The organism is Actinacidiphila sp. bgisy160 (assembly GCF_965342435.1).
Taxonomy (GTDB): Bacteria; Actinomycetota; Actinomycetes; order Streptomycetales; family Streptomycetaceae; genus Actinacidiphila.
Genome location: NZ_CBDRCM010000056.1, coordinates 25,161 through 50,027, shown reverse-complemented (window position 1 = coordinate 50,027; position 24,867 = coordinate 25,161). Strand labels below are relative to the sequence as shown.

The 24,867-nt window shown below is 72.4% G+C and carries 17 protein-coding genes and 1 pseudogene; 13 read left to right on the top strand and 5 right to left on the bottom strand.

Going from position 1 to position 24,867, the window contains the following annotated elements; translation table 11 throughout:
* Window positions 1-12 precede the first annotated feature (12 nt).
* Window positions 13-966: pseudogene (locus ACRWNP_RS30850) on the top strand (cytochrome P450 family protein).
* Between the two features lie 18 nt (window positions 967-984).
* Here ACRWNP_RS30850 and ACRWNP_RS30845 read toward each other — a convergent pair.
* Entirely contained in the window at window positions 985-1,638 is a 654-nt protein-coding gene (locus ACRWNP_RS30845) for a YoaK family protein (protein ID WP_431967179.1), read from the bottom strand.
* A 125-nt stretch (window positions 1,639-1,763) separates the two neighbouring features.
* Between ACRWNP_RS30845 and ACRWNP_RS30840 the strand changes: the two genes are divergently transcribed.
* The 6 genes from ACRWNP_RS30840 (at window position 1,764) to ACRWNP_RS30815 (ending at window position 7,916) form a co-directional block, all read left to right on the top strand.
* Window positions 1,764-2,765 (top strand): Dyp-type peroxidase, encoded by a 1,002-nt coding sequence (locus tag ACRWNP_RS30840; protein WP_431967177.1) that lies wholly within the window; start codon window positions 1,764-1,766, stop codon window positions 2,763-2,765.
* Entirely contained in the window at window positions 2,762-3,115 is a 354-nt protein-coding gene (locus ACRWNP_RS30835; RefSeq protein WP_431967175.1) for a hypothetical protein, read from the top strand. The genes ACRWNP_RS30840 and ACRWNP_RS30835 overlap by 4 nt, the downstream gene beginning before the upstream one ends.
* A 253-nt stretch (window positions 3,116-3,368) precedes the next feature.
* Window positions 3,369-4,256 carry an Fpg/Nei family DNA glycosylase gene (locus tag ACRWNP_RS30830; protein ID WP_431967173.1) on the top strand — a complete coding sequence of 296 codons (888 nt, stop codon included), beginning with the start codon at window positions 3,369-3,371 and terminating at the stop codon, window positions 4,254-4,256.
* A gap of 224 nt (window positions 4,257-4,480) precedes the next feature.
* Window positions 4,481-5,386: a cupin domain-containing protein gene (locus ACRWNP_RS30825; protein WP_431967171.1), complete on the top strand. Its 906-nt coding sequence runs from the start codon at window positions 4,481-4,483 to the stop codon at window positions 5,384-5,386.
* Window positions 5,383-6,681 (top strand): beta-ketoacyl-[acyl-carrier-protein] synthase family protein, encoded by a 1,299-nt coding sequence (locus ACRWNP_RS30820; protein WP_431967169.1) that lies wholly within the window; start codon window positions 5,383-5,385, stop codon window positions 6,679-6,681. The genes ACRWNP_RS30825 and ACRWNP_RS30820 overlap by 4 nt, the downstream gene beginning before the upstream one ends.
* Entirely contained in the window at window positions 6,678-7,916 is a 1,239-nt protein-coding gene (locus ACRWNP_RS30815) for a beta-ketoacyl synthase N-terminal-like domain-containing protein (protein WP_431967167.1), read from the top strand. The genes ACRWNP_RS30820 and ACRWNP_RS30815 overlap by 4 nt, the downstream gene beginning before the upstream one ends.
* 36 nt (window positions 7,917-7,952) lie before the next feature.
* Here the strand turns inward: ACRWNP_RS30815 and ACRWNP_RS30810 are convergent, their stop codons facing one another.
* Together ACRWNP_RS30810 and ACRWNP_RS30805 are read right to left on the bottom strand one after the other, a co-directional pair.
* Window positions 7,953-8,825, bottom strand: a complete 873-nt coding sequence (locus ACRWNP_RS30810) for a hypothetical protein (protein ID WP_431967165.1) — start codon at window positions 8,823-8,825, stop codon at window positions 7,953-7,955.
* A gap of 194 nt (window positions 8,826-9,019) precedes the next feature.
* Entirely contained in the window at window positions 9,020-10,078 is a 1,059-nt protein-coding gene (locus tag ACRWNP_RS30805) for a hypothetical protein (RefSeq protein ID WP_431967163.1), read from the bottom strand.
* Window positions 10,079-10,524: 446 nt separating this feature from the next.
* Here ACRWNP_RS30805 and ACRWNP_RS30800 point away from each other — a divergent pair, with 446 nt between their 5' ends.
* From ACRWNP_RS30800 to ACRWNP_RS30790, 3 genes are all read left to right on the top strand, one after another.
* Window positions 10,525-15,309 (top strand): aminotransferase class I/II-fold pyridoxal phosphate-dependent enzyme, encoded by a 4,785-nt coding sequence (locus ACRWNP_RS30800; RefSeq protein ID WP_431967161.1) that lies wholly within the window; start codon window positions 10,525-10,527, stop codon window positions 15,307-15,309.
* A gap of 105 nt (window positions 15,310-15,414) precedes the next feature.
* On the top strand, window positions 15,415-17,667 hold the full coding sequence (locus tag ACRWNP_RS30795) for an MMPL family transporter (RefSeq protein WP_431967159.1): 2,253 nt from the start codon (window positions 15,415-15,417) through the stop codon (window positions 17,665-17,667).
* 154 nt (window positions 17,668-17,821) lie between these two features.
* On the top strand, window positions 17,822-19,327 hold the full coding sequence (locus ACRWNP_RS30790; protein WP_431967157.1) for a S8 family peptidase: 1,506 nt from the start codon (window positions 17,822-17,824) through the stop codon (window positions 19,325-19,327).
* 66 nt (window positions 19,328-19,393) lie between these two features.
* Here the strand turns inward: ACRWNP_RS30790 and ACRWNP_RS30785 are convergent, their stop codons facing one another.
* Together ACRWNP_RS30785 and ACRWNP_RS30780 are read right to left on the bottom strand one after the other, a co-directional pair.
* On the bottom strand, window positions 19,394-19,714 hold the full coding sequence (locus ACRWNP_RS30785) for a chaplin (protein WP_431967155.1): 321 nt from the start codon (window positions 19,712-19,714) through the stop codon (window positions 19,394-19,396).
* Between the two features lie 473 nt (window positions 19,715-20,187).
* Window positions 20,188-22,086, bottom strand: a complete 1,899-nt coding sequence (locus ACRWNP_RS30780; protein ID WP_431967153.1) for a glycosyl transferase — start codon at window positions 22,084-22,086, stop codon at window positions 20,188-20,190.
* Between the two features lie 234 nt (window positions 22,087-22,320).
* Here ACRWNP_RS30780 and ACRWNP_RS30775 point away from each other — a divergent pair, with 234 nt between their 5' ends.
* The 3 genes from ACRWNP_RS30775 (at window position 22,321) to ACRWNP_RS30765 (ending at window position 24,805) form a co-directional block, all read left to right on the top strand.
* Complete coding sequence (locus tag ACRWNP_RS30775) at window positions 22,321-23,097, top strand: IclR family transcriptional regulator (RefSeq protein WP_431967151.1); 777 nt, start codon at window positions 22,321-22,323, stop codon at window positions 23,095-23,097.
* Complete coding sequence (locus tag ACRWNP_RS30770) at window positions 23,094-23,957, top strand: SMP-30/gluconolactonase/LRE family protein (RefSeq protein ID WP_431967149.1); 864 nt, start codon at window positions 23,094-23,096, stop codon at window positions 23,955-23,957. The genes ACRWNP_RS30775 and ACRWNP_RS30770 overlap by 4 nt, the downstream gene beginning before the upstream one ends.
* A gap of 137 nt (window positions 23,958-24,094) precedes the next feature.
* Window positions 24,095-24,805 (top strand): SCO2400 family protein, encoded by a 711-nt coding sequence (locus tag ACRWNP_RS30765; RefSeq protein ID WP_431967147.1) that lies wholly within the window; start codon window positions 24,095-24,097, stop codon window positions 24,803-24,805.
* Window positions 24,806-24,867 lie beyond the last annotated feature (62 nt).

Genomic DNA, 24,867 nt, shown 5'->3' with positions numbered 1-24,867 from the left:
TAGAGTGGGGGCATGGCCTCCTCGACCCCGCCGAACGCCGCCGCGGACGCAACCCCGCGCGCGCAGGCCTCCGTTGACCCCGCCGAACTGATCGTCGACCCCTACGGGGCGTACGGCAGGCTCCGAGAGGCCGGTCCCGTGCACCGCGTCACCGGTACCGACGGCCGCGCCGACCTGATCGGCGCCTACGCCGCGCCGCTGCCGATCCGGGTGATCTGCGACCTGCTCGGGGTCGCCCCCGGCGACCGCCGCGACTTCCGGGGCTGGACGGACGCCCTGGTCGCCCCGGACCCGTCGCGTCCCATGGCGGCGAGGGAGGCCGTCGCCGCCATGCTCGGGTAATTCGGTCAGCTCATCGCGCGCAAGCGCGCCCACCCCGAGGACGACCTGCTCTCCGCGCTGATCGCCGCCCGTGACGACGGCGACCGGCTCAGCGAGGACGAGCTGATGTCGCTGACCTTCCTCGTCCTGTTCGCCGGGTACGAGAACACCGTGCAGCTCATCGGCAACGCCGTCCTGGCGCTGCTGACGCACCCCGGGCAACTGGCGGCGCTGCGGGCCGAGCCGGGCAGGACCGCGGCTGCGGTCGAGGAGCTGACCCGCTGGGACGGGCCGGCGCCGCTGGCCATCCGGCGCTTCCCGCTGGAGGACGTCACCATCGGCGGTGTGACCGTCCCCGCCGGTGAGACGGTGCTGCTGGCTCTGGCCGCGGCCAACCGCGACCCCGCCCGCTTCCCTGAGCCCGACCGCCTCGACCTCGGCCGCGCCGACACCGCGCACCTCGGCCTCGGGCACGGCATCCACTACTGCCTCGGTGCGCCCCTGGCCCGGCTGGAGACCGGGATCGCCCTCACCGAGCTGCTCGCCCGCTTCCCGGGGCTGGCCCTGGACGCGGACCCCGCGGAGCTGCGGTGGCGCCCCTCGATGCGCGCCCGCGGCCTGGTCGCCCTCCCGGTCCGCTTCTGAACGGCGGTACGGGAGCGGTCACCGGCGGGCGGCGACGGTGGCCGTCGCGGCCACCACCAGCGCGCACCCGGCGGCCGCGGCGAGGGCGGCGGCCGGTGCCACCAGGAGCACGAGGAGGCCCCCGGTCAGGGCGCCGGTCACCAGCGCGGCCACGCTGAGCGCTTGCCGCACGGCCACCCGCCGGTCGTGCGCCGCGGCGCCGCCCAGCAGCCCGACCAGGGTGCGGGTCATCACGGTCGTGGTCAGGCCCGCGATGGCGACACGTCCCGCCATGGCGTTCTGGATGCCCATCGCCACCGCGCAGACCATCACCAGCACGCGCCGCGACCCGTCCAGCGCGTGCAGTGCCGTGGCCGAGCCGAGCAGCACGGTCTCGCACACGGCGGCCGCGCTCACCAGTGTGATCGCGGGGCTCAGCCGGGCCAGGGCCGCCCGGCAGAAGAGGATGCCCACGGCGAAGCCGCCGAGGGCCACCAGCGAGGTGACGACGGAGAACCCGGGCGCCCCGGCCAGGGCCAGACTGACGAAGACCAGGTTGCCCGTCATGTTGGCCACGAAGACATGGTCCAGGCTGAGGATGCTCATGGCGTCGACCAGCCCGCTGAGCACCGTGAGGACCAGCAGCAGCGCGGTCAGCAGGTCCCGCCGGTCCCCTTCCGGGCCACCGCTCATGTCCAGCCGCCTTCCGCCGGGGGTTCGGTGCCGCACCTGGTCAGGATGCACCGGGCCGGGCCCCGGAGCAGACTTGTGCGTGTCCGCCCGGACCCGGGCGCGCCCCGACGTGAAGGAGCGTGGTGATGGCGGAACCGCTGCCGCAGCCGGTGCTCAGCCCTCTCACCATGTCCGCGATCTTCCTGGTCGTCACGGTCGACCCCGGCGGCGAGAGCGCTGTGCGCGATCTGCTGGAGGATCTGTCCGGGCTGCAGCGCTCGGTCGGCTTCGGCACCCCGGACGGGCGGCTGAGCTGTGTCGCCGGGGTGGGATCGAACGTGTGGGGCCGCCTCTTCGCGGGGCCGCGCCCCGCGGAGCTGCACCCCTTCGCCGAGCTGACCGGAGCTCGCCACCAGGCGCCCGCCACCCCGGGCGACCTGCTCTTCCACATCCGGGCCGGCCGGCTGGACCTGTGCTTCGCACTGGCCTCCCTGGTGATGGACCGGCTGCGCGGCCATGTCACCGTCCGTGACGAGGTGCACGGCTTCAAGTACCTCGACGTCCGCGACCTGCTGGGGTTCGTCGACGGCACGGAGAACCCGGTGGGTCCCGAGGCGACCGAGGCGGTCCTGATCGGCGACGAGGACCCGGACTTCGCGGGCGGCAGCTACGTGATCGTGCAGAAATACCTGCACGACCTCGACGCCTGGAACGCCCTGCCCGTGGAGGCGCAGGAGCGGGTGATCGGCCGCAGCAAGCTGGGCAACGTCGAGATGGCGGACGACGTCAAGCCGGCCGACTCCCACGTCGCCCTGACCACGATCGTCGAACCCGACGGCACCGAACGGCAGATCCTCCGCGACAACATGCCCTTCGGCCGGGTGGGCACCGCCGAGTTCGGGACGTACTTCATCGGCTACGCCCGGACCCCCGAGGTCACCGAGCGGATGCTGCGCAACATGTTCCTCGGTGAGGGGCAGGCCGGCCACGACCGGATCCTGGACTTCTCCCGGGCCGTGACCGGCACGCTGTTCTTCGTGCCCTCGGCCGACTTCCTGGACGACCTTCCCGATCCACCCGCCTCCGCTGCCGTCCCGGCCGCGAAGTCGCTGGGGAGCGGGGACCCGAGGAAGACCGTCGCATCATGAACAACCTGCACAGGGATCCCGCCCCGGTCTCCGAAGCCGCCCGGGACGACCTGGAGGAGGAGGCCGGCGCGCCTTCAAGCGCCCCCGAGGCCGCCGGCGCCGGGTTCGCCGGGGTCGACACCGGCCACCTCGACCCGTCGAGGCGCCGCACGCAGCCGGCCGTCGAGCCGCGCGTGCCCTTCACGGTCGACCGCGGCGAGGTCGACATCGTGGAGCGCGGCGCCCGGGACGCGGACCGGCGGCTGCGTGCGGCCGTACTTCCAGGAGATCCTCACCTTCCTGGTGCACACGGCGGAGTCGGCGGTCGCGCTCACGGCCGCGTGCGGGGCGATGTTGACGCGCGACGTTGACGTGCGCGGGTGACGGGCGCCCGGTGCGGGTATTCGCCCGTTATGACCGGAAAACACAGGAAGACATCGCTCTGGCCGCACCGTTCCCAGCTCAGGACCGGCGGGCCCGCCCGCCACGCGGCCCCGCAGGGCGAGGAGGGACGCGGTCGCGAGCGCGTCCCGGAGGACCTCCCGCCCGCCCACGCCCCCGTGGTGCCCGGCACCCACGTGGACGGGACGGAGGCGCCCCACCACCGCGGATGAGGGCGGCCCGGTGCCCGAACTGCCGGACGTCGAGGGCTTCCGTCGCGTCCTGTCCTCGTACGGACGCGGGCGGCGCATCGAGCACGTCGAGGTCGCCGACCCCTCCGTGCTGCACGGGGTGAGCGCTCCCCGCCTGCGCCGGGCGCTGGAGGGCCGCCGGTTCGGCGCACCCCGACGGCACGGCAAGTGGCTGATCGCCCCCACCCGCGACGGCCCCGTACTGCTGATCCACTTCGGCATGACCGGGCTGTTGCTCCGTTGTGCCCCCGGCCGGCCGCGGCACCCGCACGACCGCGTGCTGTTCACCCTCTCCGGTGGGCGCGGACTGCGTTACCGCGACCAGCGCAAGCTCCAGGGCCTGCGGCTCGTCGCCGGCGAGGAGGCCGTCGCCGACGTGCTGGCGGGCCAGGGGCCCGACGCCCTGGAGGTGGATCGCCGCCGGTTCGCCGACCTGCTCACGCGGCGGCGGGGCCGTATCAAGGCCGTGCTGATCGACCAGTCCGTCGTCGCGGGGCTCGGCAACCTGCTCGCCGACGAGATCCTGTGGCGGACGCGCACACCGCCCACCCGCCCCGCCGCCTCGTTCGACGAGGAGGAGTGCGAGCGGCTGCGCACCGCGATGCGGCGCGTCCTGCGCTCCGCCGTGGAAGCCGGGTGCGTGCCGGCCCGGCGTTCCTGGCTCACCGGCCACCGCGACACCCCCGACCCGGACTGCCCACGCTGTGGCGGCCGGCTGCGCCGGGAGCGGATCGCCGGTCGTACGACCGTCTGGTGCCCCGTCTGCCAGCCCGCCCGGGCGCCCGACCGGCGCGGGAGCCCACGTACCGCCTCCGTACCGGACGGCGGCATGACGGGTCGCCGGTCCCGCACGCCCGCTTCGGCCGGCCGGAACGGATGATCACGGCGGACCCCGGGCCCGCGGCCGGGCTCCGGCAGGGTTGCTGACGGGCCCTCACGAAGTGTGCCCCCGTCCGGGTGGAGCGGGCCGGGAGGGCGTGACATGTTCCGTCAGGGCGGGGACCGATTGTGTGATTATTCGGCCCGCTCGGTTGGAGGTAGGACCCCCATGACCCCAGTGACGGAACGTCAGCCCGGACGCCGCGCCGCGGAGGTGCTGACCCGATGACGATGCACACCGAGAACGAGATCGTCATCGACGCACCCCTGCGGTACGTGTGGCTGCGCACCAACGACGTCGCCGGCTGGCCCACCCTGTTCAGCGAGTACGCCGAGGCCGAGATCATCTCCCAGGACGGCGACACCACCCGCTTCCGCCTCACCATGCACCCCGACGAGAAGGGCCGCGTCTGGTCCTGGGTGTCGGAGCGCACCGCCGACCCCGAAACCCGCACCGTGCGGGCCCGGCGGCTGGAGACCGGGCCGTTCGAGTTCATGAACATCTACTGGCAGTACGAGGAACTCGGCCCGGAGCGCACCCGCATGCGCTGGCTGCAGGACTTCCGGATGAAGGTGGACGCGCCCATCGACGACGAGGGCATGCGGCAGCGGATCAACAACAACTCCCGGGTCCAGATGCAGCTCATCAAGGACCGGCTGGAATCCCGCAGGATCCGCCCCGTCGGCACCCTGGACACCCCTGCGGACACCCGCCGCGGCGGCGACATCCGCACCCTGCTGACCACCACCTCGGTCGGCACGACGGACGGGTTCTGCGGCATGGTCACCGTCGGCCCCGGAGAGGCCGTCGCCGAGCACCACCACCCGTACTCGCAGGAGCAACTGGTGGTCGTCGAGGGCGAGGTGCGGGTCGACCTCGACGGCTGCCCGCGCAGCGTCGCCGCCAACGAGGCCCTGCTGATCCCGCGGGGGGTCCGCCACCGGCTGGTGAACACCTCCGGTGCCGTCGCCCGCGCGGTGTTCTTCCTGGCCCCGCTCGCACCGCGCCCCGAGCTGGGACACGTGGACACCGAGACCCGCGAGCAGGCCGCCGCCATCGCCCGCGCCGCCACCGCGGCGGGACCGGCGACGCAGGGCCCGGCACCGGGCCGCGAACTGGTCGACCGGTGACCGCAGGCCGTACCGCGCGCAGGGTGGTGGTGACGGGCGTCGGAGCCGTCGCCGCCGGCGGCATCGGGCGGGAGGCGTTCTGGGAGCGGATCGTCGGGGGCAGGCCGGCGATCCGCCGGATCACCCGCTTCGACTCCTCGGGGCACCGCTCGCGGATCGCCGCCGAGGCCGACTTCGACCCCCTCGCGGCCGGCCTCACTCCCCGGGAGACACGCCGCAACAGCCGGTTCGCCCAGTTCGCCCTCGCCGCCGCCGCCGAGGCGCTCGCCGACAGCGGACTGCGCACCGAAGCCGAGGACGCCGACCGCATCGGGGTCTGCCTCGGCACCGCCGTCGGCGCCACCGTCACCCTGGAGGACGAGTACGTCGTCGCCAGCGACGGCGGCCGGCACTGGGAGGTCAGCCCCGACCACGGCATGCCCTTCCTCCACCGGGCGATGCACCCCTCCTCGGCCGCCGCCGAACTCTCGCTGCGCCACGGCCTGCACGGCCCGTCCTCGGTCGTCTCCACCGGCTGCACCTCCGGCGTCGACGCGATCGGCTGCGCCTTCCGGACGCTGAGCGACGGCGAGGCCGACGTCATGCTGGCGGGTGCGGGCGAGGCGCCCATCTCCCCGGTCACGGTGGCCTGCTTCGACGCGATCGGCGCCACCACCGCCTTCACCGGCGACCCCGGGCTGACGCCCGCGCCCTTCGACGCCCGGCGCGACGGCTTCGTCCTCGGCGAGGGCGGCGCCGTGCTGGTGCTGGAGGAACTGGGGCACGCCCGCGCCCGGGGCGCGTCCGTCTACTGCGAGGTGCGCGGCTGGGACAACAGGACCGGCGCCTACCACATGACCGGTCTGCGCCCCGACGGCTACGACCTGAGCGAGGCGATCATCTCCGCCATGTCGGAGGCCGGCATCGCCCCCGAGCAGCTCGACTGGATCAGCGCCCACGGCTCCGGGACGGTGCAGAACGACCGGTACGAGACCGCCGCGTACAAGCGCGCCCTCGGCGAGCACGCGCGCAAGGTCCCGGTGAGCTCGGTCAAGTCCGTGATCGGCCACTGCCTCGGCGCGGCGGGCGCCCTGGAGATGGCCGCCTGCGCCCTCGCCGTGCGGCGGGGGGTGATCCCGCCGACCGCCAACCTCCTGCGGCCCGACCCGCAGTGCGACCTCGACTACACGCCGGTCCTCGCCCGTGAACGGCGGGTGCGGCACGCGCTGTCGGTGGCCTGCGGGCTCGGCGGTTTCCAGTCGGCGATGGTCTTCTCGGCCCTGGAGCCGGGCCCGGAACGGGAGGCGGAGGCATGACCACACGCGCGGTCCTCAGCGGGCTCGGGGTCGTCGCCCCCACCGGTGTCGGCGCCCGCCCCTACTGGCGGGCCACCATCGCCGGGCGCAACGGCATCCGGCCGATCGGCAGGCCCGACGCGAGCCGCGCGCCGGTCGCGCTGGCCGGCGAGATCACCGGCTTCGACGCCGCCCGCTGGATCGACGACAAGCTGCGCGCCGAGACCGATCGCTGGACCTGGTTCGCCCTGGCCGCGGCGGAGATGGCGCTGGCCGACGCGGCGCTCCGGCCCGCCGACCACCCGCCGTTCCACCTGTCTGTGGTCACCTCCAGCGGCTCCGGCGGCAACGAGTCCGGCCAGCGGGAGACCCACGCCCTGTGGACGCGGCGTCCCGGCGGGGCCGACGCCCACCAGTCCATCGCCTGGTTCCACGCGGCCGGTGCCGCCCAGATCTCCATCCGGCACGGGCTGACCGGCGGTTGCGGCGTCGTCGCCGCGGACGGCGCGGGCGGTCTGGACGCGCTCAAGCACGCCTGGCGGCTGCTGCGGCGGGGCGGCAAGGCAGTGATCGTCGGCGGCACCGAGGCGCCCCTGTCGCCGTTCGCGCTGGCCTGCCAGTCCACCCTGCCCACGGTGCACCGCGGTACCGACCCCGAACGGGCGTACCTGCCCTTCAGCCCGTACGCCTCGGGGTTCGTCCCCGGGGAGGGCGGCGCCCTGATGGTCCTGGAGGAGAAGGCGCACGCCGCGGAACGCGGGGTACGCGGCTACGCCGAACTGCTCGGCCACGCCGCCACGCACGACGCCCACCACCACACCGCTCCCGCGCCCGACGGCGTCCAGCTGGCCCGGGCCCTCACCACGGCGCTGGAGCAGGCCGGGCGCGCCCCCGGGGACGTGGACGTGGTCTTCGCCGACGGCGCGGGCGACCCGGCCGGGGACGCGGCCGAGGCGGCGGCGCTCCGCCGGGCCCTCGGCGATCGGCTGGCGGAGGTCCCGGTGACGGTGCCCAAGGCGGGCGTCGGGCGGCTGACCTCCGGCGCGGGCGCCCTGGACGTGGTGGCCGCCGCCCTCGCGCTGCGCACCGGTGTGCTCCCGCCCACCCGCGGCGGCGACGCGCGGGCCGCCCGCGAGCGGTACGGCATCCGCCTGGTCACCCGCTGGACGCGGCCGGAACGGCTGACCACGGCCGTGGTGCTCGCCCGGGGGACCGGCGGGTTCAACAGCGCCGTCGTCCTGGGAGCACTTGACTGAACAACCGGGCACGACGTGTTCCCGGCATCGTCGCGGTCACCGTGTCCGGTGGCTGCTGGAGCTGTCCCGCACGGTGCACCGGGTCTCGCGCTCGCTATGGCCGAGGGGAAGGTCGATGAGCGTGCCGGGGTTGCCGCAGCTCTGATTCTGCCGGCCGTTCTGCGCGGTGTTGGTCTCGGATCCGACCACCTCGGTGGTGCCGGCGGAGGCCTGGCCCCGATGAACGGTGGCGGGACCGGCACGGTGGGAGTGGTCTGCGGCGACGCATGTGGTGTGCTTCCGGATGGTGCCCAGTACGTTGACCGTGGCCGTGTCCGCGGAGTTGCCGCAGTTGAGGTTCTGCCGGCCGGTCTGCGCGGTGTTGACCTGGCCGACCGAGTGGCCGCCTTCCGCCCTGGCGTCACCGATGTGCTCACCGTGGCCGCGTCCGCGCTCCCTGCCGGGGGAGTGGCGGCCGTCCACCGCCACGCAGGTGGTCTCCTGGTGCATGGTCCCCAGGACGTTGACGGTGAGCGTGTCCGCGGAGTTGCCGCAGTTGAGGTTCTGCCGGCCGGTCTGCGCGGTGTTGACCTGGGGGCCGAGGGTTGCCCCGCCCACCGCCCGGGCGCCACTCGGGTGGCCGCTGTGTCGGCGCGTATGACCGTCGGTGTCGACACAGACCCGCTCCCGATGCACCGTCTTGCCGATGTTGAGGCGGACCAGGCGGGCGGAGTTGCCGCAGTCCAGGTTCTGCTCTCCGTCCTGGTCGGTATTGAGCTCCCCGCTGAGCGGCGTGTCGCCGAGCACATCGGCGAAGGCGCTGCCGCCGGCCGCGGAGATCAGCGCGCCGGCGGCGAGCATGACTGCCGCCGCCCTGCGTGCCTTCTGAGCGATTGCGCCGGCCGCCGTGTGCCGTCCCTGGTGTCCCATCGTCGTGATCCCCTGCCATTGAGTCGAGTCCGCTGTACCGGCACTCGCGTTCTGCCGCGCCGTGGCGACCGCCGGACCGGGCGAGATCGCCCAGCCCACTGGAGACTGACGCTTCGCCGGCAACGGGGCCGGCCCCGTCCGGGACGCCGGGCGGGGCCGATCAGGCATGAAGGCCCTTGCTTCGTGTGCTCTCACTACCGGCTGAAAGTGTCGAAGTTCTTGGACTCGTCGACGGCGACGCACTGGGTACGGGTGTGGCCCGAGGCGATCAGGGTCATGCCGTTGCGACTGCCGCAGTTGTTGTTCTGCCGGCCTTCCTGGGCGGTGTTCTGCTGGACCAGGTGGCCGACCTCGCCGGAGCCGCCGGTCGCGTGGCTGCCGCCGCTGAACTCGGCGGTTCGCACGTTGGTCGAATGGTCGATGCTTGCGCAACGGGTCTGCGAGCCGGTGTCCGGAGACGTGATGAACGTGTCGTTGGGGTTGGCGCAGTTGTTGTTCTGCCGGCCTTCCTGGGCGGTGTTCTGCTGCACCAGGTGACCGACCTTGCCGGAGCCGCCGGTCGCGTGGCTGCCGCCGCCCTTGGTCAGGGTGTGCTTGTTGTGAGAGCGATCCAGGTTGCTGCAGTGACTGGCCATCAGGTCATCGGGCGCGGTGATGTCGGACTGGTTCGGGTTGGCGCAGTTGTTGTTCTGCCGGCCTTCCTGGGCGGTGTTCTGCTGCACCAGGTGGCCGACCTTGCCGGAGCCGCCGGTCGCGTGGCTGCCGCCGCCCTTGGTCAGGGTGTGCTTGTTGTGGGAGCCGTCCTGGTCGACGCAGAAGCTGTCCGTCACGCCTTCGCCGTGGGAGAAGATGGTGTCGTTGGGGTTGGCGCAGTTGTTGTTCTGCCGGCCCTTCTGAGCGGTGTTCTGCTGGATCATTTGGCCGACCGTGCCCGAACCGCCGGTCGCGTGGCTGCCGCCGCCGTGGTTCACGGCGTGCCTGTTGAAGGAGGCGTCGCCGGTCCCGCAGCGGGTCTGCGTAGGCCCGCCCAGCAGCCCCGGTTGCACAAACGCAGCGTTCGGGTTTGCGCAGTTGTTGTTCTGCCTGCGCTCTTGAGCGGTGTTCTGCTGCAGCAGGCTTCCGATCGCGCCAAAACCGCCGCCGGCGGTGGTGGCGCCGCCGCTGTCGGCCGAGGCGAAATCGGATCCCCCGAATGACAGGCCACCCACTGCCAGGGCCAGCAGTGTGGCCCTCCTGAACTTCTGCACCTGCACCGTTCCTCTCGGACGGGCCAGAGGTTCCGAAACCCCCCTGGTCCCATTCTTGGCAACGATGTCCAGCTCGGCACCGATACGGCGTCACCAAGGTTTCCCCCACGTGGACTACGGCGACTGCGCGCTATGCGGCGCACCCGATTCCACGGCGAGCGAACGCCGAAGGTCTTGGAACGGGGATCCAGGACCGGAACGGCGGAGTCGCCGCTGTCCGCGGGGCAGGTGGTGCCATAACTCTTACGGATCTTCTGGCGGGCGTCCGGCCCGAATCTGTCACACCATGAGAAACGCGGAGCCTGGGGCGGTTTGCCCACCCGGTCGGGCGCGGACACGGCACACAGCCGCCCTGCCGGGCCATCGGCTCCGCACCACGTGGATCCACCGAGAGCGCATCGAGTGATCTTCATTTCATCTGGCCCACGGCCTTGGGAGTTGCGTTGCGTAACGTGGCCATTGTCGGCATGGGTTGCAGGTTTCCGGCAGCCCGCAATCTCCCCGAATACTGGCGGATGCTCCGCAAGGGTGAACGTCAGTTCCGAGTGGTGCCTCCCGAACGCTGGGATCACGCACCCTTCCACACCCCGCAGGACAGGCGCGCCCGCGCCGGAACATACACGGACGTCATCGCTCCGATCGCCGCCGTCGATCAGTTCGACGCCCGTCACTACCGGATGTCGCCACGCCGGGTGCAGGGATTGGACCCGCAGCACCGCCTGCTCCTGGACGCGTCCCGTGAGGCGCTGCAGGACGCCGGATGGGAGCGACAGGAGTTCGACCGCCAGTCGGCGGGAGTGTTCTTCGGCCTCGGTATCAGCGAATACATGGAACTCGTGCCCGACGTCGTCACCATGCAGCCGTCCTCCGTTCCGGGCGCGTTGCTCAGTATGGCGGCGGCGAATGTGAGCCGGTTCTTCGACCTGCGCGGCCCCAGTTTCACGGTCGATGCCGCGTGCTCTGCGACCTTGGTCGCGCTGCACCAGGCCCTGAGCCATCTGGCCACCGGAGAGTGCCGTGTGGCGTTGGTGGGCGGCGCCTATCTCACGCTGGAGCCGCGCACGCTGCTGGCCTTCTCGAAGGTGGGCGCGATCTCGGCGGCCGGTGTGTGCAGGCCTTTCGACCGGGAGGCCGACGGTTTTGTTCTGGGCGAAGGTGTCGGGGTGGTCGTGCTGCGCCCGCTGCAGGACGCGTTGGCCGCCGGCGACCGGGTCTACGCGGTGATCCAGGGCATCGGCGCAAGTAACGACGGGGCGGCGGCGGAGGGTCCGATGACGCCGAGCTGTGACGGCCAGATGACGGCGCTGCGCCGCGCCTATGCGGATGCCGGATGCTCCCCCCGATCGATCGGGGTCTTCGAGGCACACGGCACCGCCACGGTGGTCGGGGATGCCACCGAGCTGGACTCGATCATCAAGCTTCGAGGGGAGGCCGAGGGCGACTGGGACGGTACCGCCTGCCTGTCGTCGGTGAAGTCGCTGATCGGCCACTCCCTGGGGGCTTCCGGTGCCGCTTCTCTGATCAAGAGCGCGCTGGAACTGCACCACCGCACGATCGTGCCCATGCCGGAGACCGATCCCGCTCGTCCGGAGGATCTTGCGGGGTCGAGGCTGCGGATCCCGCGAGCTGTCGAGCCCTGGGAGCATCCCGGGGGTCGACCGCGTCGCGCCGGGGTGAGCAACTTCGGCTTCGGCGGCACCAATGTGCACGTCGTACTGGAGGAGGCGCCGGAGCCCAGCGCGCGGTTGCGCGGAGTCGAGACACCGGCCGCCGGGCGCCGGACCACCGGCGGGCAGCAGCCGGAGGAGGCGCCCGGGACGCGGGACGACGAGCCGCAGCTCTTCCTCTTCTCCGCCGGCAGCGTGGACCGGCTGGAGTCGCACCTCGTCCATGTTCTGGAGACCCTGCAGGACGCCCCCGACATGCCGCTGAGCGCCATCGCGCGGACCCTGGCGAGCAGGCGGCTGCTCACGGCCCGGCTCGCCGTCGTCGCCGGCAGCCACGTGGAATTGCGGACGCGGGTGCAGCAGGCCCGGTCCGCACTCGCCCAAGGCAGGGTGGGCACGCTGGACGAGGGCGTGTACTCGGCCGTCGCACCGCTGCCGGCCTCGGAACGTACGATCGCCTTCGTCTTTCCCGGGCAGGGCAGCCAGCAGCCGGGGATGATGCGGGACCTGTATGAGCGCTTCCCCGCCCTGCGCTCCACCATCGACGCCTTGGACGCGCTCGCCGTCTCGGATAACGGGCTTTCGCTGCTGGACTCGGTGTACGGGCCGGCCAGCCTTACCCCGGAAGGGCAGGAGCGGCTCACCGGCACGGACGTCTGCCAGCCGGTGCTCGGTGCGTTCGGCGTGGCGCTCGCACGTTTCGCGGGGTCTCTCGGCGCCGTACCGGCCGTCACCTTCGGTCACAGCGTGGGCGAGTTCCCCGCCGCGGTCCATGCCGGTGCCCTGGACGAATCCGAGTGCCTGCGGCTGCTCCTGGCGCGCGGCGCCCGCATGCGCAGCGCCGAGTCGGTACGACGTGGCGGCATGCTCGCCATCCGGGCCTCGCAGGACGAGGCGGCCAGTGTGACGCAGGGGCTGGAGGAGACATGGGCCGCCTGCTTCATCCACCCCCGCCAGGTCGTGTACAGCGGTACGGCGACGGAGCTGGAGGAGCTGGCACGGCGCTGTTCGGAGGCGGGCCTGGCGGCCACGCCACTGCGGGTCTCCAACGGTTTCCACTCCCCACTTCTCGATTCCGCCCTCGACGACCTCGCGGCGGACCTCGCGACCCGTACGATCACCCGCCCCCGGTCCGGATTCGTCTCGTCGGTGAGTGGCGCGGCCGAGGACGACCCTGCCGTGCTGCGCGAGCTGTGGGGCCGCCATGCCAGTGCCCCGGTCCGCTTCGGCGACGCGGCTCGCGCCGCGTACGAGGCCGGCGCGAAGGTGTTCGTGCAGGTCTGCGGGGGCAGCGGGCTGCTCGGTGCCGTACGGCACAGCGTTCCGGAGCCGAGCGGGGTCCGGTGCATGGCCCTGACCGCGGACGGTTCCGACCAGGCTCGCACCTTCCTCGCCACGCTCGGCGAGCTCGCCGTGCTCGGGGTCGACATCGACGCCGCGGGGCTCGTACCGGAGGGGACGCCACTGGTGACGCTGCCGCCTTCCCCCCTGGCGACGAAGTCGTACTGGTACCCCCGCGTCGCCTCACGGAGCCCGGCCCCGCCCACCGTCCTTGGTCTGGGAGCCGAAGAGGGGCATCTCCAGCCCCCCGCCACGCGACCTGGCCGGTCTCCGGACGTCCTGACGAACAAGGCTCCCGCCGTGCTGCCCGAGCCGGACCGCGAAGGGGCGGCCCAGGCGCCCCCCGCCGCTGCCCCTCCTCCGAGTTCCCCCGATCACAAGGATTCCCTGATGCATGACGTCGTGACGCTGCTGAGGGAGCAGCTGAACCTGTTGCAGACCTTCGGCACGGCCGCTCCCGTCGTGGATCGCCCGGCGGCCTCGCCCGCGGCGGCCCCGCCGCTCATCCAGCAGTGGGCCGCCGGCATGGACGTGCTGAGCCTGCCCGCGGTCGAAGACCGTGACGCCCGTGAGCCGGCCGCCGGGGTGGATTTCGAGCGGGTACGCGCCCGCGTGTACGCCGAGTTGTCGGCCGTCAGTGCGTTCCCCGTGGACCAACTGACGGATGAGCTGAACATCGTCCAAGAGCTGGGCTTCGACTCCCTGATGACCACCGAGCTGCTGGTGCGGCTGCGGCGGGCCTTCCCGGAGGTCGCCGAGAGCGTCACGGAGGGATTCATTCCCCGGCAGCCCACCATCGCCCAGGCGGTCGAGGCGATGGCCGGACTGCTCAAGGTGGATCGAGGGGCCCCGACCGCGACTGCCGTCCTGTCCGCGGCGGCCTTCCCGGCTCGGGCCGAGGGTGCCGTGAGTACGTTGTCGAACGGCCGCGTCGCTGTCGAGTGCGCTGCGCACACGTTGTCGGAGGGGCATTCGCAGCTCGCCGTCGAGGGCGGGGTGGCCGTGGCCGATCCGGTCCCAGCGGCGGCGGTGCGGGCCGAGAGCCGTATCGAGGACTTCCCCGAGCTCCTGGAGATGGAGCGACGCCGGGCCTCCCTCGGCCGCAGCCCGTACTTCCTGCTGCACGAAGGCACGCTGCGGGACACCACCCGGATCGAAGGCCGGGAACTGATCTCCTTCTCCGGATACAACTACCTCGGGCTGTCCGGCCACCCGAAGGTCGCAGCGGCTGTCAAGGAGGCCGTCGATCGATACGGTACGTCGGTCTCGGCGAGCCGTTTCCTGTCCGGCGACCGGCCACTGCACCGCGAACTGGAGTCGGAACTCGCCGCGCTGAACGGTTGCGAAGCGGCCGTCGCGCTCGTCAGCGGGCACGCCACCAACGTGAGCGTGATCGGCCACCTCATGGGCCCCGATGACCTGATCCTGCACGACGGCCTCGCGCACGACAGCATCCTGCAGGGTTGCAACCTCTCCGGGGCAAGGCGCCGCCCCTTCCCGCACAACGACATGGCGGCGCTCGACGTGATGCTCGGGCGGATCAGGCACCACTACCGCCGTGTCCTGATCGTGGTCGAGGGCGTCTACAGCATGGATGGCGACATCGTCGACCTGCCGGCCCTCATCGAGGTCAAGCAGCGGCACGGTGCCATGGTGATGATCGACGAGGCGCACAGCATCGGCGTTGTGGGGCCGCACGGCGGCGGAGTCGGCGATCACTTCGCCGTGGACCGCTCGGCCGTGGACCTGTGGTCGGGCACATTGTCGAAATCACTGGCGGGCTGCGGCGGCTACGTGGCCGGTACCGCACGCGTCGTCGACTACCTCAAGGCCTCCGTTCCCGGGTTCGTCTACAGCGTGGGCATGACCCCGGCGAACGCCGCAGCCTCGCTCGCCGCACTCCGGGTCCTGCGCGAGGAACCGGAGCGACTGCAGCGGTTGCGTGAGAACGCGGAACACTTCCTGCAACTGGCCCGGCAGGCCGGCATCGACACAGGCGACAGCTTCGGTTCGCCGGTCATCCCCGCCATCGTCAAGGACTCGTCCAAGGCCCTCCGCCTGTCGGCGGCGCTGTTCGACGCGGGGATCAGCGTCAACCCGATCCTTCATCCGGCAGTGGCGGAGGAGTTGACGCGGCTCCGGTTCTTCGTCACCAGCGAGCACACCGCGCAGCAGATCGAGTCCTCCGTGTCCGTGCTCGCCTCCCACTGTCACTCGTTGAACAGCTGAACTCCCGGCGTCCCCCGGGCATGCGGACGCCCCGACCGAGAAGTCCACACGCGAAGCGAGGAGCAGCCTCCGGTGAAGCCTCCCCCAGTATCGTCCCCCGAGGCCATGACGGGGACAGCGACCGTCACGTCGGGTGAGACGTCCGGCAGCACGTCGCCCCCGGGCCGGCCGGCGCGCCTTCCACTGCCGCTGCGCCGTCCTCGAGCCGTCCTCACGGCCTGGCTGTTCCTCGTCGTCCTGGCCGGGATTGTCGCGGGCGGCACACTCAACGTACTGAAAACCGGTGGGTTCGACGATCCGTCATCGGATTCCGCCGCAGCCACGCGGTTGCTTCGGGACAAGTTCCCCGCCGCACAGCCCAACCTGTTCGTGCTCGTACGGGACAAGGGCGGGGACGCGGACAGCACGGCGGCCACCCGTGCCGGACGGTCCCTGCTCGAGAAGTTGTCGCGTGAGCGCGCCGTGCACATCGTGGCCTCGTACTACCGAACCCCCGACCCGGCGCTCCGCTCGGCCGACGGTGCGGTGGGCCTGACCGCGGTCACCGTCGCCGGCGACCAGGATGCCGCCGACCGCAAGACCAAGGACCTTTACACCAGCCTCGCCGGAGAGCGCAGTGACGTCGAGGTGCGCTTCGGCGGTATCACCCAGATCAACAACGATCTCAACGACCGGACCGAGCAGGACCTCAAGCTCGCCGAGTCGGTGGCAATTCCGCTGACGTTGCTGCTGCTGGTCCTGGTCTTCCGAGGTGTCGTCGCGGCGCTGCTGCCACTGGCCGTCGGGGTGTCGGCCATCGTCGGGGCGATGGCGGTGCTGTGGTGCCTGGCCCAGCTGACCTCGGTCTCGGTGTTCTCCACCAATCTGATCACCGCCCTTGGTCTCGGTCTCGCGGTGGACTACAGCCTGCTGATCGTGGCTCGCTACCGACAGGAACGCGCCACCGACGGCGACGACATGGCGGCGTTGCTGCGCACCCTGCGTACAGCGGGCCGCACAGTGGTCTTCAGCGCCGCGATCGTGGCCAGCGTGCTGCTCACCTTGCTGGTCTTCCCTCTGTACTTCCTGCGGTCCTTCGCGTTCGCGGGCGTGGCGACCGTGGCGATCACGGTTTTGGGCGCGCTGGGACCGCTGCCCGCCATGCTTCTGCTGTTGGGGAAGCGGGTCGACAAGTGGCGCGTGCTGCCGACGCGCGCCGCGCAGGTCGTTCCCGAGCGCCGGCTGTGGGGCCGCATCGCCGGGGGCTCGATGCGCCGCCCCGCGTTGTGGGGCTTGCTGGCGACCATCGGGCTGGTGGTGCTCGCCCTGCCACTGGGCCACGCGCAGTTCGGCATCCCGGACGAACGCGCCCTGCCGAAGAACACCGAGAGCCGGCAGGTGGCCGAGGCGCTGCGTACGGGCTTCGCCGGCAGCGCAGGCGGTGACACGATCAGCGCGGTGGCGCCGGCATGGGACCGGGACCCCTCGGCAACCGCCTTGGCCACGTACGCCCGGACGCTCTCCCGTGTGCCCGGTGTCGACCGGGTGGACAGCCCTGTCGGCCGCTTCGTCCACGGCAGGGCACAAGCCGTGACCCCAGGGGCGGACAGCGCAGCGGTGGCCCTGCGCAACGATCGGAGCGTACGGCTCGACCTGCACACCCGTGTCGTGCCCTACTCCCCCCAGGGAAGCCAACTGGCCGAAAGGGTGCGCGCGGTCCCGGTGCCCGGTCATCGGGAGGTGTACATCGCGGGACTGGCCGCGCAACTGGTGGACACCACGGACGCGTTGGCGGACGGACTGCCCTGGGCGCTCGGCCTGACCGCGCTGATCACCCTGGTGCTGCTTCTGCTGGCCACGGGCAGCGTGCTTCTGCCGGTCAAGGCGGTTCTGCTCAATGCCCTCGGGCTGGCGGCGGTCGTAGGCGCGATGGTGTGGATCTTCAACGACGGCCATCTGTCCGGTCTCCTCGGCTTCACCCCGTCCCCGCTGGCCATCACGATGCCGGTGCTCCTGGTGTGCGTGGCGTACGCGCTGTCCATGGACTACGAGATCTTCCTTCTGTCCCGTATCAAGGAACGGCACATCGCCGGAGACCCCGCTGAGTTGTCGGTCCGCGCCGGCCTCGGCGAAAGCGGCCCCCTCATCAGCGCCGCCGCGGGCCTGCTGGCTGTCTCCTTCTTCGCCATCGCCCTGTCCGGAGTCTCCCTGGCCAAGTTCTTCGGCCTGGGCACCGGCATCGCCATCCTCCTGGACGCCGTGCTGATCCGCGGAGTGCTGGTCCCGGTGTTCTTCCGGCTGGCCGGCCCCCGTGCCTGGTGGGCCCCTGATTCCGTGAAAAGGCTGACTCGCAAGATCGAGATGGCCTCCGGCCACTGACCGTCCCCTCTGACCGAGCCGCCGACGGGGGAGTGTGCGGAGCCTGAGCGTCACCTGGACAGCCGTCCAGGCGGGCGACCGGAAAACTCTGATGATAGCCAGGACCTGGGGGGTCGTCAGATCGAGTGCGAAACAACGGTCAAGGAGCCCGCCGATGCGCATTTCTGTGCGGCGAACAGCATCCGTCGCCCTGATGACAGCCCTTCCCGCCCTTGCCCTGGCGGCGCCCCTCCCGAGCGCGGCGGAACCGCGGCGTGGCCCCTCGGGGGCGATCCCTGGGCAGTACATCGTCACCTTGGACCCCGGTACCGCGCCGATCGCCGTCCTTGAGGGGCTGGGAGTCCAGCCGCTGTTCACCTACCGGCACGCGCTGTCCGGCTTCGCCGCCAGGCTCACCGCCGGGCAAGTGCAGCGGGTGCGTGCCGCGCCGGGGGTCGACGAGGTGGAGCAGGACGTCATGGTGACCATCCCGCTCGGCGAGGACGCCCCTGCCGACAGCGACCTGGAGCCCCCGCCACCGGTGGGCGTGCCTGGCGAGCCCCCGGGGCCGGTGGACTTCCCCCAGGACATGGGCACCCCCGACGCCCCGTCAGCCGATCCCGCGCCGCCGGGTGAGTTTCCGCCGCACGAGCCAGGGCCGGGACAGCCGCTCCCCGAGCAGGCTGGGCCGGAGGAAGGAGTGGTGGCGCTGCCGCCCGATGCGGCGCCGGCGGGGTCACCCCCCTCCCCGGGGCCCGGTATCAAGCCGGTGCTGCCCCAGGGCCATCCCGCCGCGTCTTCGGGGCCCCCGGCCGTGGCCTCCGGTCCCGCGCGGGCGAAGGGAGTCCGCGGGCTGGGCGGCTTCACACCCTGGGGTCTGACCCGGATCAACAACCGGGCCCTCGGCGGGTTCGGTTACTCCGTCCGGGCCACCGGCGCGAAGGTGACCTCGTACATCGTCGACAGCGGCATCGAGTTCTCCCACCCGGACTTCGGGGGGCGGGCCGTGCCCGGCTACGACGCCATCGGGGACGGTCTGGACGGCGGGGACTGCAACGGCCACGGTACCCATGTGGCGGGCACCGTCGGCGGCAGTTACACGGGTGTGGCCCGCAAGACGACGCTGGTGTCGGTGCGGGTCTTCCCCTGCGTCGGTCGTACGGCGAACTCAGCAGTCATCGCCGGCATCGACTGGGTCGCCGGGCACGCGAAGAGGCCCGCGGTGGCGAACCTGTCCTTCGCCGGGCGCTGGTCGCTCGCCACCAACCGTGCGGTGGAGGGGCTGGCCAGGGCCGGGGTCTTCCCGGTGGCCGCGGCGGGCAACGAGAACGTCAACGCGTGCTTCGTCTCCCCGGCGAGTTCCCAGTCGGCGTTCACGGTCGGCGCGATCGACCAGGAGGACCGCAGGGCCTGGTTCAGCAACTGGGGTACCTGCGTGGACATCCACGCGCCGGGTATGGGCATCCTGTCCGCTTACCTCAACGGGAGCTTCCGCGACCTGGACGGCACGTCGATGGCCGCCCCGCACGTCACCGGGATCGCCGTCCTGTACAAGGACACCCACGGTGACGCGTCCTTCGCGACGCTGAGCGAGTGGCTCACCGGCCACGCGATCCGCAATGTGCCCATCGACGGCGGTTACGGCACCGCCCGGCTGAGCGCCTTCACCAATGGCCTGTGAGGCCCGCCCCGGCCAGAGGCCGCCGGAGAGAGTACCCCCGGCGGCCTCGGACGGGTGGGGCCTGCGTCAGCGGTTGACGCAGTAGTTGCCGGTCGTCGGGTTCAGGAGGGACCAGTGGTTGTGCCCGTTGCCGCAGTGGTTGATCGGGATGTTGATCGGGTGCTGGATGACGTTGCCGCTCAGGATGCCGGGGGAGCCGACCGCGATGGCCGAGGCGTAGGCGCCGCTGAAGCCGTAGCCGTCGTAGCCCTTGTCGTAGCTCTTGCCGTAGCCCTTGCCGTAGCCCTTGCCGTAGTCGTCGGCGAGAGCGCCGGCTGCCGAACCGAGGACGAGGGCACCGGCGGCGATCGTCGTGGCGACGGCCTTCGAGAAACGGATCACGTTCATGCCTTTCATGCTTGATGGGACCAAAGGTCGTGATCTGGTCAACGATCGGTTTTGCCCCGAGATGCGCGTTATCACCCGAATAGTCGTACCGGATGTGGATTCCCTGTGGCGAATCGTCAGTTTTTTGGGTGCGCCTGCCGGGGAGCACCGCGTGAGGGCACTGGTGGGCGGCGTACGCGCGCGAACCGGCCCGGGGGCTGCGACCCGTCCCCGCCGTGCCCACGTGGCCCCCTTCGGCGCCCGCCCCGGCCTCGCCGTCCGCCCCTGCTTCGATGAACGCCCCGGCCTCCGTGGCCGCCGCGGTTCGGACGAACGCCCCGGCTTCGGCGTCCGCCCCGGTGCCGGTGCCGGTGCCGGTGCCGGTGGCCGTACCGTCCGGAGCCGCGGGGACCGGCGGGGGATGGCGAGGAGAAAGCGAGGACGGCCGCCCGTACCGGGCGGCCGTCCTCGCCTGTGCGGTCCTTGCGCGTCCCTCAGCGCCGCGCCAAGTGGCGCCGTACCGTCGCCATCCGGGCGGAGGCGCGCTGCCTGGGCGCGCGGTGCCGGCCCCGGGCCGTACGCCGGGCCCGCCGTGCGGCCAGGGCGCCCGCGACCCGGCGCCGCAGTACGCTGCACCGCCAGACCAGCAGCGGTACCAGGGTGGTGAGCAGCGCGATCGCGGCCCACGTGCGCATCGCCGCGTGGGCGTGGCCGAGGAAGACCGAGGCGAGCAGCGAACCGGCGAACAGGGCCGCCCACAGCAGGTGGACGCGGAAGGTGGCGAGCCGGTCCGGGCGGGCCGGGCCGGCCCCGGCCGCGGCGACCGGGGCCGACGGGCGCCGCAGCAGCGTCGTCACGAGGGAGAGCGCGTGGTACGGGGCGGCCACCGCGGACATCACCATCCCGGCGACGCCATAGGACCCCTTCGGCTTGCGGGGGCTGACGTTGCGCCCGCGGTTCCCCAGGCACAGGGCGATCCGGAAGGCGACGGCGGTGCCGTGCAGCGTCAGCCACACCGTGGGATCGATCGGCGCGCCGGAGGCGCCGAGCCCCAGGAAGAGGACGCAGGCCAGCGCGGAGAGGAACCAGCCGAGGCCCGTCAGGGGGTAGTGGACGGCCGTCAGCGTGTAGGTGATCAGGCTGCCGGGGCGCAACTTCCACGGGGCCTTCCAGAACTGCCGCAGGAGGGACTCGCAGATGCCGCGGCTCCGGCGCAGTTGCTCGTCGAGGAAGCCGGTCCAGGAGGACGGTTCCCCGCCGGCGGCCACCACGTCCGGGGTGTGGACCGAGCGCCACTTGCGGCCGGTGGCGGGGTTGCGGCGGGCGTGGATCTCCAGTCCGGTGGCCAGGTCGCCGGCGGCGGAGTCGTACAGGCCGCCGGCCTGCCGCAGCGCGCAGACGCGGACGACGTTGGCGGTGCCGGTGAAGAGGGCGGAGCCGTAGCGGTTTCCGGCCCGCTGAGCGGGCGTGTGGACGAGGGACCGATGACTCTCGGCGGCCCTCGCCACGGCCGTGTCGTGGTCGCCGTGGACCTGCGCCCCGACGACGAAGGCGACGTCCGGGTCGCGGAAGTAACCGAGCGTCCGCTCCAGGTAGTTGGGGAGCGGGAACTGGCCGGTGCCGACGCAGGCCGTGAAGTGGTAGCCGTCGCCGTGGGCGTCGAGCCAGGCGTTGTGGACGCCGTGCCGGGCGCCGGCGCGGAAGGCGCCCTTGGGCTGGTTCCAGCGGTCGACGCCCTTGCGGGTGAAGTGTCGTACGCCCAGCGCCTCGCAGAGCCGCCGGAGCTCCGGATCGTCGTCCTCGTCCAGCAGCCACACGTCGACGGGGCCGTCGTGCCGGACGCGCACGGCGCCCTCCAGCGTGGCCCGCACCGTCTCCAGGGACTCCTCGCCCGGGGCGGCGGAGGTCAGCAGGGCGACCCGGGTGCCCGGCGCCGGGGCGACCGGGACCGGGTCACGGCCGACGAGGGTGGCGTGGGCGTGGGCGAGGACGGTGACGAGCCGGAAGAGCTCGACGAGCCCGAGGCAGACCAGCACCGCGACGTCCGCGACGTGCGCCCACTGCGGTACGGCCTCGCGGGCCGTCCAGTGGCGCGGCTGCACGAGCCAGACCAGCACGGCCAGCGAGGCCAGGGGCGCGGCGGTGAGCAGCAGCCAGGTGCGGATCCGGTGTCGCTCGCGGGACATCAGGCTGCGGTACCTGACCCGGTACAGCACCCCTGGCCGTGGGGGGTCGTTGAGGGGGCCGGCGAGCGTCCCGTGGCGCGCGTAGTCGTCGTGGCGGGGAGCGCCGGCGTCCGCTGCCGGCCGGTCGCCGTCTCCGGTGGCCGGGGAGGGGACGAGCCCGCCGGGCCGGGCGGGCGTCTTGCGCATGCTGCTGGGCGTGATCGTCACGGCGACCCCGTAGGAGGAGAGAGGTGAAGGAATCACCGAAAGGTGGGAAGTGGTACAAAATGCCTGATGGGCACTGAGAAAGTAGCAAACAGCCCTAGAGTTGTCCGACAAGACGACAATCGGCGTGGCGTAGTGCGCGGCCATTGCCCGTTACGACCTGCCGCGGATACGCTGCGTTCGCGATACCGATCGCTATACGGAATCTCGAACAGGCGCCGGAGAGAGCGAGCAGAGATGGGACGTCTCGTACCCGCCGTGACCAGAGCCCTGGACATCCTGGAGCTCTTCCTCGAAGGCGACGGCACGATGTCCGCGCCCGAGATCACCCGCCGGCTCGGCCTGCCGCGCACCACCGTGCACGAGCTGGTGACGACCCTCGCCGCGCGCAACTACCTGGTGCCGCAGGCCGGTCAGTCCGGTCGCTACCGGTTGGGCGTGCGCACGTACCAGCTGGGCAGCCGCTACGCCGAGCAGCTGGACCTCGCCGCAGAGGGCCAGCAGGTGGCCCGCTCCGTCGCGGAGACCTGCGACGAGACGGTGCACGTGGCGATCCTGGAGGGCACCGACGTGATCTACATCGCCAAGGTGGACAGCACCCACGCGGTGCGGATGGTGTCGGCCGCGGGGCGCCGGCTGCCCGCGCACTGCACCTCCGTCGGCAAGATGCTGCTGGCCTCGCTGCCCGCCGACGACCTCGACGAACGCCTGCCCGCGGACGGGCCGCTGGCCGCGATGACGGAGCACAGCATCACCTCGGCCGGCGAACTGCGGCGGCAGCTCGGCGCGGTGCGCGAGCGGGGCGTCGCCGTCGAGCGACGCGAGTCCAACCCGGACGTCTCCTGCGTCGCCGCCCCCGTCCGCAACTCGGCAGGGCAGGTGGTGGCGGCGCTCAGCATCTCCGTGCCGATGATCCGCTGGAGCGAGGAGCGCCGGGCTGAGCTGGAGGAGCTGGCCGTCAAGGGGGCCGCGGAGCTGTCCGAGCGCCTCGGCCACCGGGGAGGTGTGCGGTGAGCGGGGTCGAACTCGCCCTGAAGGCCGGGGCGCGGCTCGGCGAGGGCCCCACCTGGGACCCGGCCGGCGCGCGGTTGCTGTGGGTGGACATCCTCGCCTCCCGGGTGCACTGGTACGACCCGGCCGGCGGCGGCACCTCGGTGATGGCGACCGGACAGCACGTCGGCGCGGCCAAGCCGCGCGCGGCCGGCGGCGTGGTGGTCAACCTGCGCGACGGCGTGGGGCTGTACGACGCGGACGGCGCCTTCCGCTGGCTGCACCGCGACCCCGTTCCCGGCCGCCGGGCCAACGACGCGGCCGTGGACGCCACCGGCACCCTGTGGGCCGGCACCATGCGCTACGACGAGGCGCCGGGCGGCGGGACCCTGCGCCGGGTGGCCCCGGACGGCACGGTCGTGCCCGTGCTGGACGACGTGACCGTCAGCAACGGCACCGACTGGAGCCCCGACGGCTCCCTCATGTACTACGTGGACAGCCCGACCCGGCGCGTCGACGTCTTCGACGTCGACCGGGACACCGGACTCGTCGGCGGGCGGCGGCCGTTCGCGGTGATCGAGGAGGGCGCCGGGCTCCCGGACGGCCTCACGGTGGACGCCGAGGGCTGCGTCTGGGTGGCCCTGTGGGACGGGGCCGCGGTCCGTCGCTACACCCCGCGGGGCGATCTGGACCGGGTCGTGGAGGTGCCGGTGGGGAGGCCCACCGCCTGTGCGTTCGGCGGGCCGGCGCTGACCGATCTCTACATCACCTCCGCGAGCACGGGCCTTGACGCCCGGGAGCTCGCGGAGCGGCCGCTCTCGGGATCGCTGCTGGTGGTGCCGGGAGCCGGGCAGGGGATGCCCGATGTGCCGTTCGGTGGTTGATTCCGTGGTGGTTCGGGGTTGATTCGGGGCTGATCGACGCCTAAACCCGCATGTCCCGGGTTTCACAGAGGTTTCACGGGATCAACGGCCGACTCGTATGTACGTCCTATCGTCATGTCACATACGCTGCCGGAGCAATGGACTACTGCGCAGCATGCCGACGGCACATCAACGGCGCCCTGTCTTGCCCGGGGTGCGGAACGCCCGCTCACCAACTCGGTGCGCACGGGCCTGCCGACGCGCCCGTGCAGGGGCCCGCGACCGGCGAGGGCGAGGACCCCGCGGCCCCCGAGGGCGGTCGGGCGGAACGCCGCAAGGCCGCGGGGCGGGGCTCCGCGGACAGCGCCCCGCGCCGTTCCGGCAGCCGGGCCCGCACCCGCCGCGTCCGCACCCGCCGCCGTTCCCGGCTGCTGGTCGGCACCCTGGTGGGCGCCGCGATCGTGCTCGTCGGCTGGAGCGTGGCGGAACTCCCGCTCGCCGGTTACGTGACGAGCACGGACCCGGCCGCCTCGGACCACGCACAAACCGACGGCGCCTCCCCGAGCGCGACCTCCTCGCCCGGTGGCGACCCCTCCGGGGACCCGAAGGCGCCCGCCTCCGACATCTCGGCGTCCGCGAGCGCCTCCGCGTCGCCCAGCGCCTCGGAGAGCGACAAGAAGTCGTCGTCCCCCTCGGCCTCCGCCTCCACCCCGGCCGGTCACTCGCCCTCCGGCCCAGGGGCCACGGCCCCTGCCGGCGGCGGTGCCACCACCTCGGCCCCGTCGAACTCGGCCCCGGCGTCCCCGCCCGCCACAGACACGCCGCCGCCGACGCCCAGTTGCACCCGTTTCCTGTGGTGGTGCACCTGACGGGCACCGGGCCCGCCCTCCCGGCACGATCACCCACCCGCTTCAGCGACCCGCGGCGACGA

Coding starts and splice junctions, on each gene's coding strand:
- ACRWNP_RS30810 (WP_431967165.1), bottom strand. CDS start 8,825: ATGGGACACCAGGGACGGCACACGGCGGCCGGCGCAATCGCTCAGAAG.
- ACRWNP_RS30835 (WP_431967175.1), top strand. CDS start 2,762: ATGAACAACCTGCACAGGGATCCCGCCCCGGTCTCCGAAGCCGCCCGG.
- ACRWNP_RS30845 (WP_431967179.1), bottom strand. CDS start 1,638: ATGAGCGGTGGCCCGGAAGGGGACCGGCGGGACCTGCTGACCGCGCTG.
- ACRWNP_RS30795 (WP_431967159.1), top strand. CDS start 15,415: ATGACGGGGACAGCGACCGTCACGTCGGGTGAGACGTCCGGCAGCACG.
- ACRWNP_RS30825 (WP_431967171.1), top strand. CDS start 4,481: ATGACGATGCACACCGAGAACGAGATCGTCATCGACGCACCCCTGCGG.
- ACRWNP_RS30840 (WP_431967177.1), top strand. CDS start 1,764: ATGGCGGAACCGCTGCCGCAGCCGGTGCTCAGCCCTCTCACCATGTCC.
- ACRWNP_RS30815 (WP_431967167.1), top strand. CDS start 6,678: ATGACCACACGCGCGGTCCTCAGCGGGCTCGGGGTCGTCGCCCCCACC.
- ACRWNP_RS30775 (WP_431967151.1), top strand. CDS start 22,321: ATGGGACGTCTCGTACCCGCCGTGACCAGAGCCCTGGACATCCTGGAG.
- ACRWNP_RS30785 (WP_431967155.1), bottom strand. CDS start 19,714: ATGAACGTGATCCGTTTCTCGAAGGCCGTCGCCACGACGATCGCCGCC.
- ACRWNP_RS30765 (WP_431967147.1), top strand. CDS start 24,095: ATGGACTACTGCGCAGCATGCCGACGGCACATCAACGGCGCCCTGTCT.
- ACRWNP_RS30790 (WP_431967157.1), top strand. CDS start 17,822: ATGCGCATTTCTGTGCGGCGAACAGCATCCGTCGCCCTGATGACAGCC.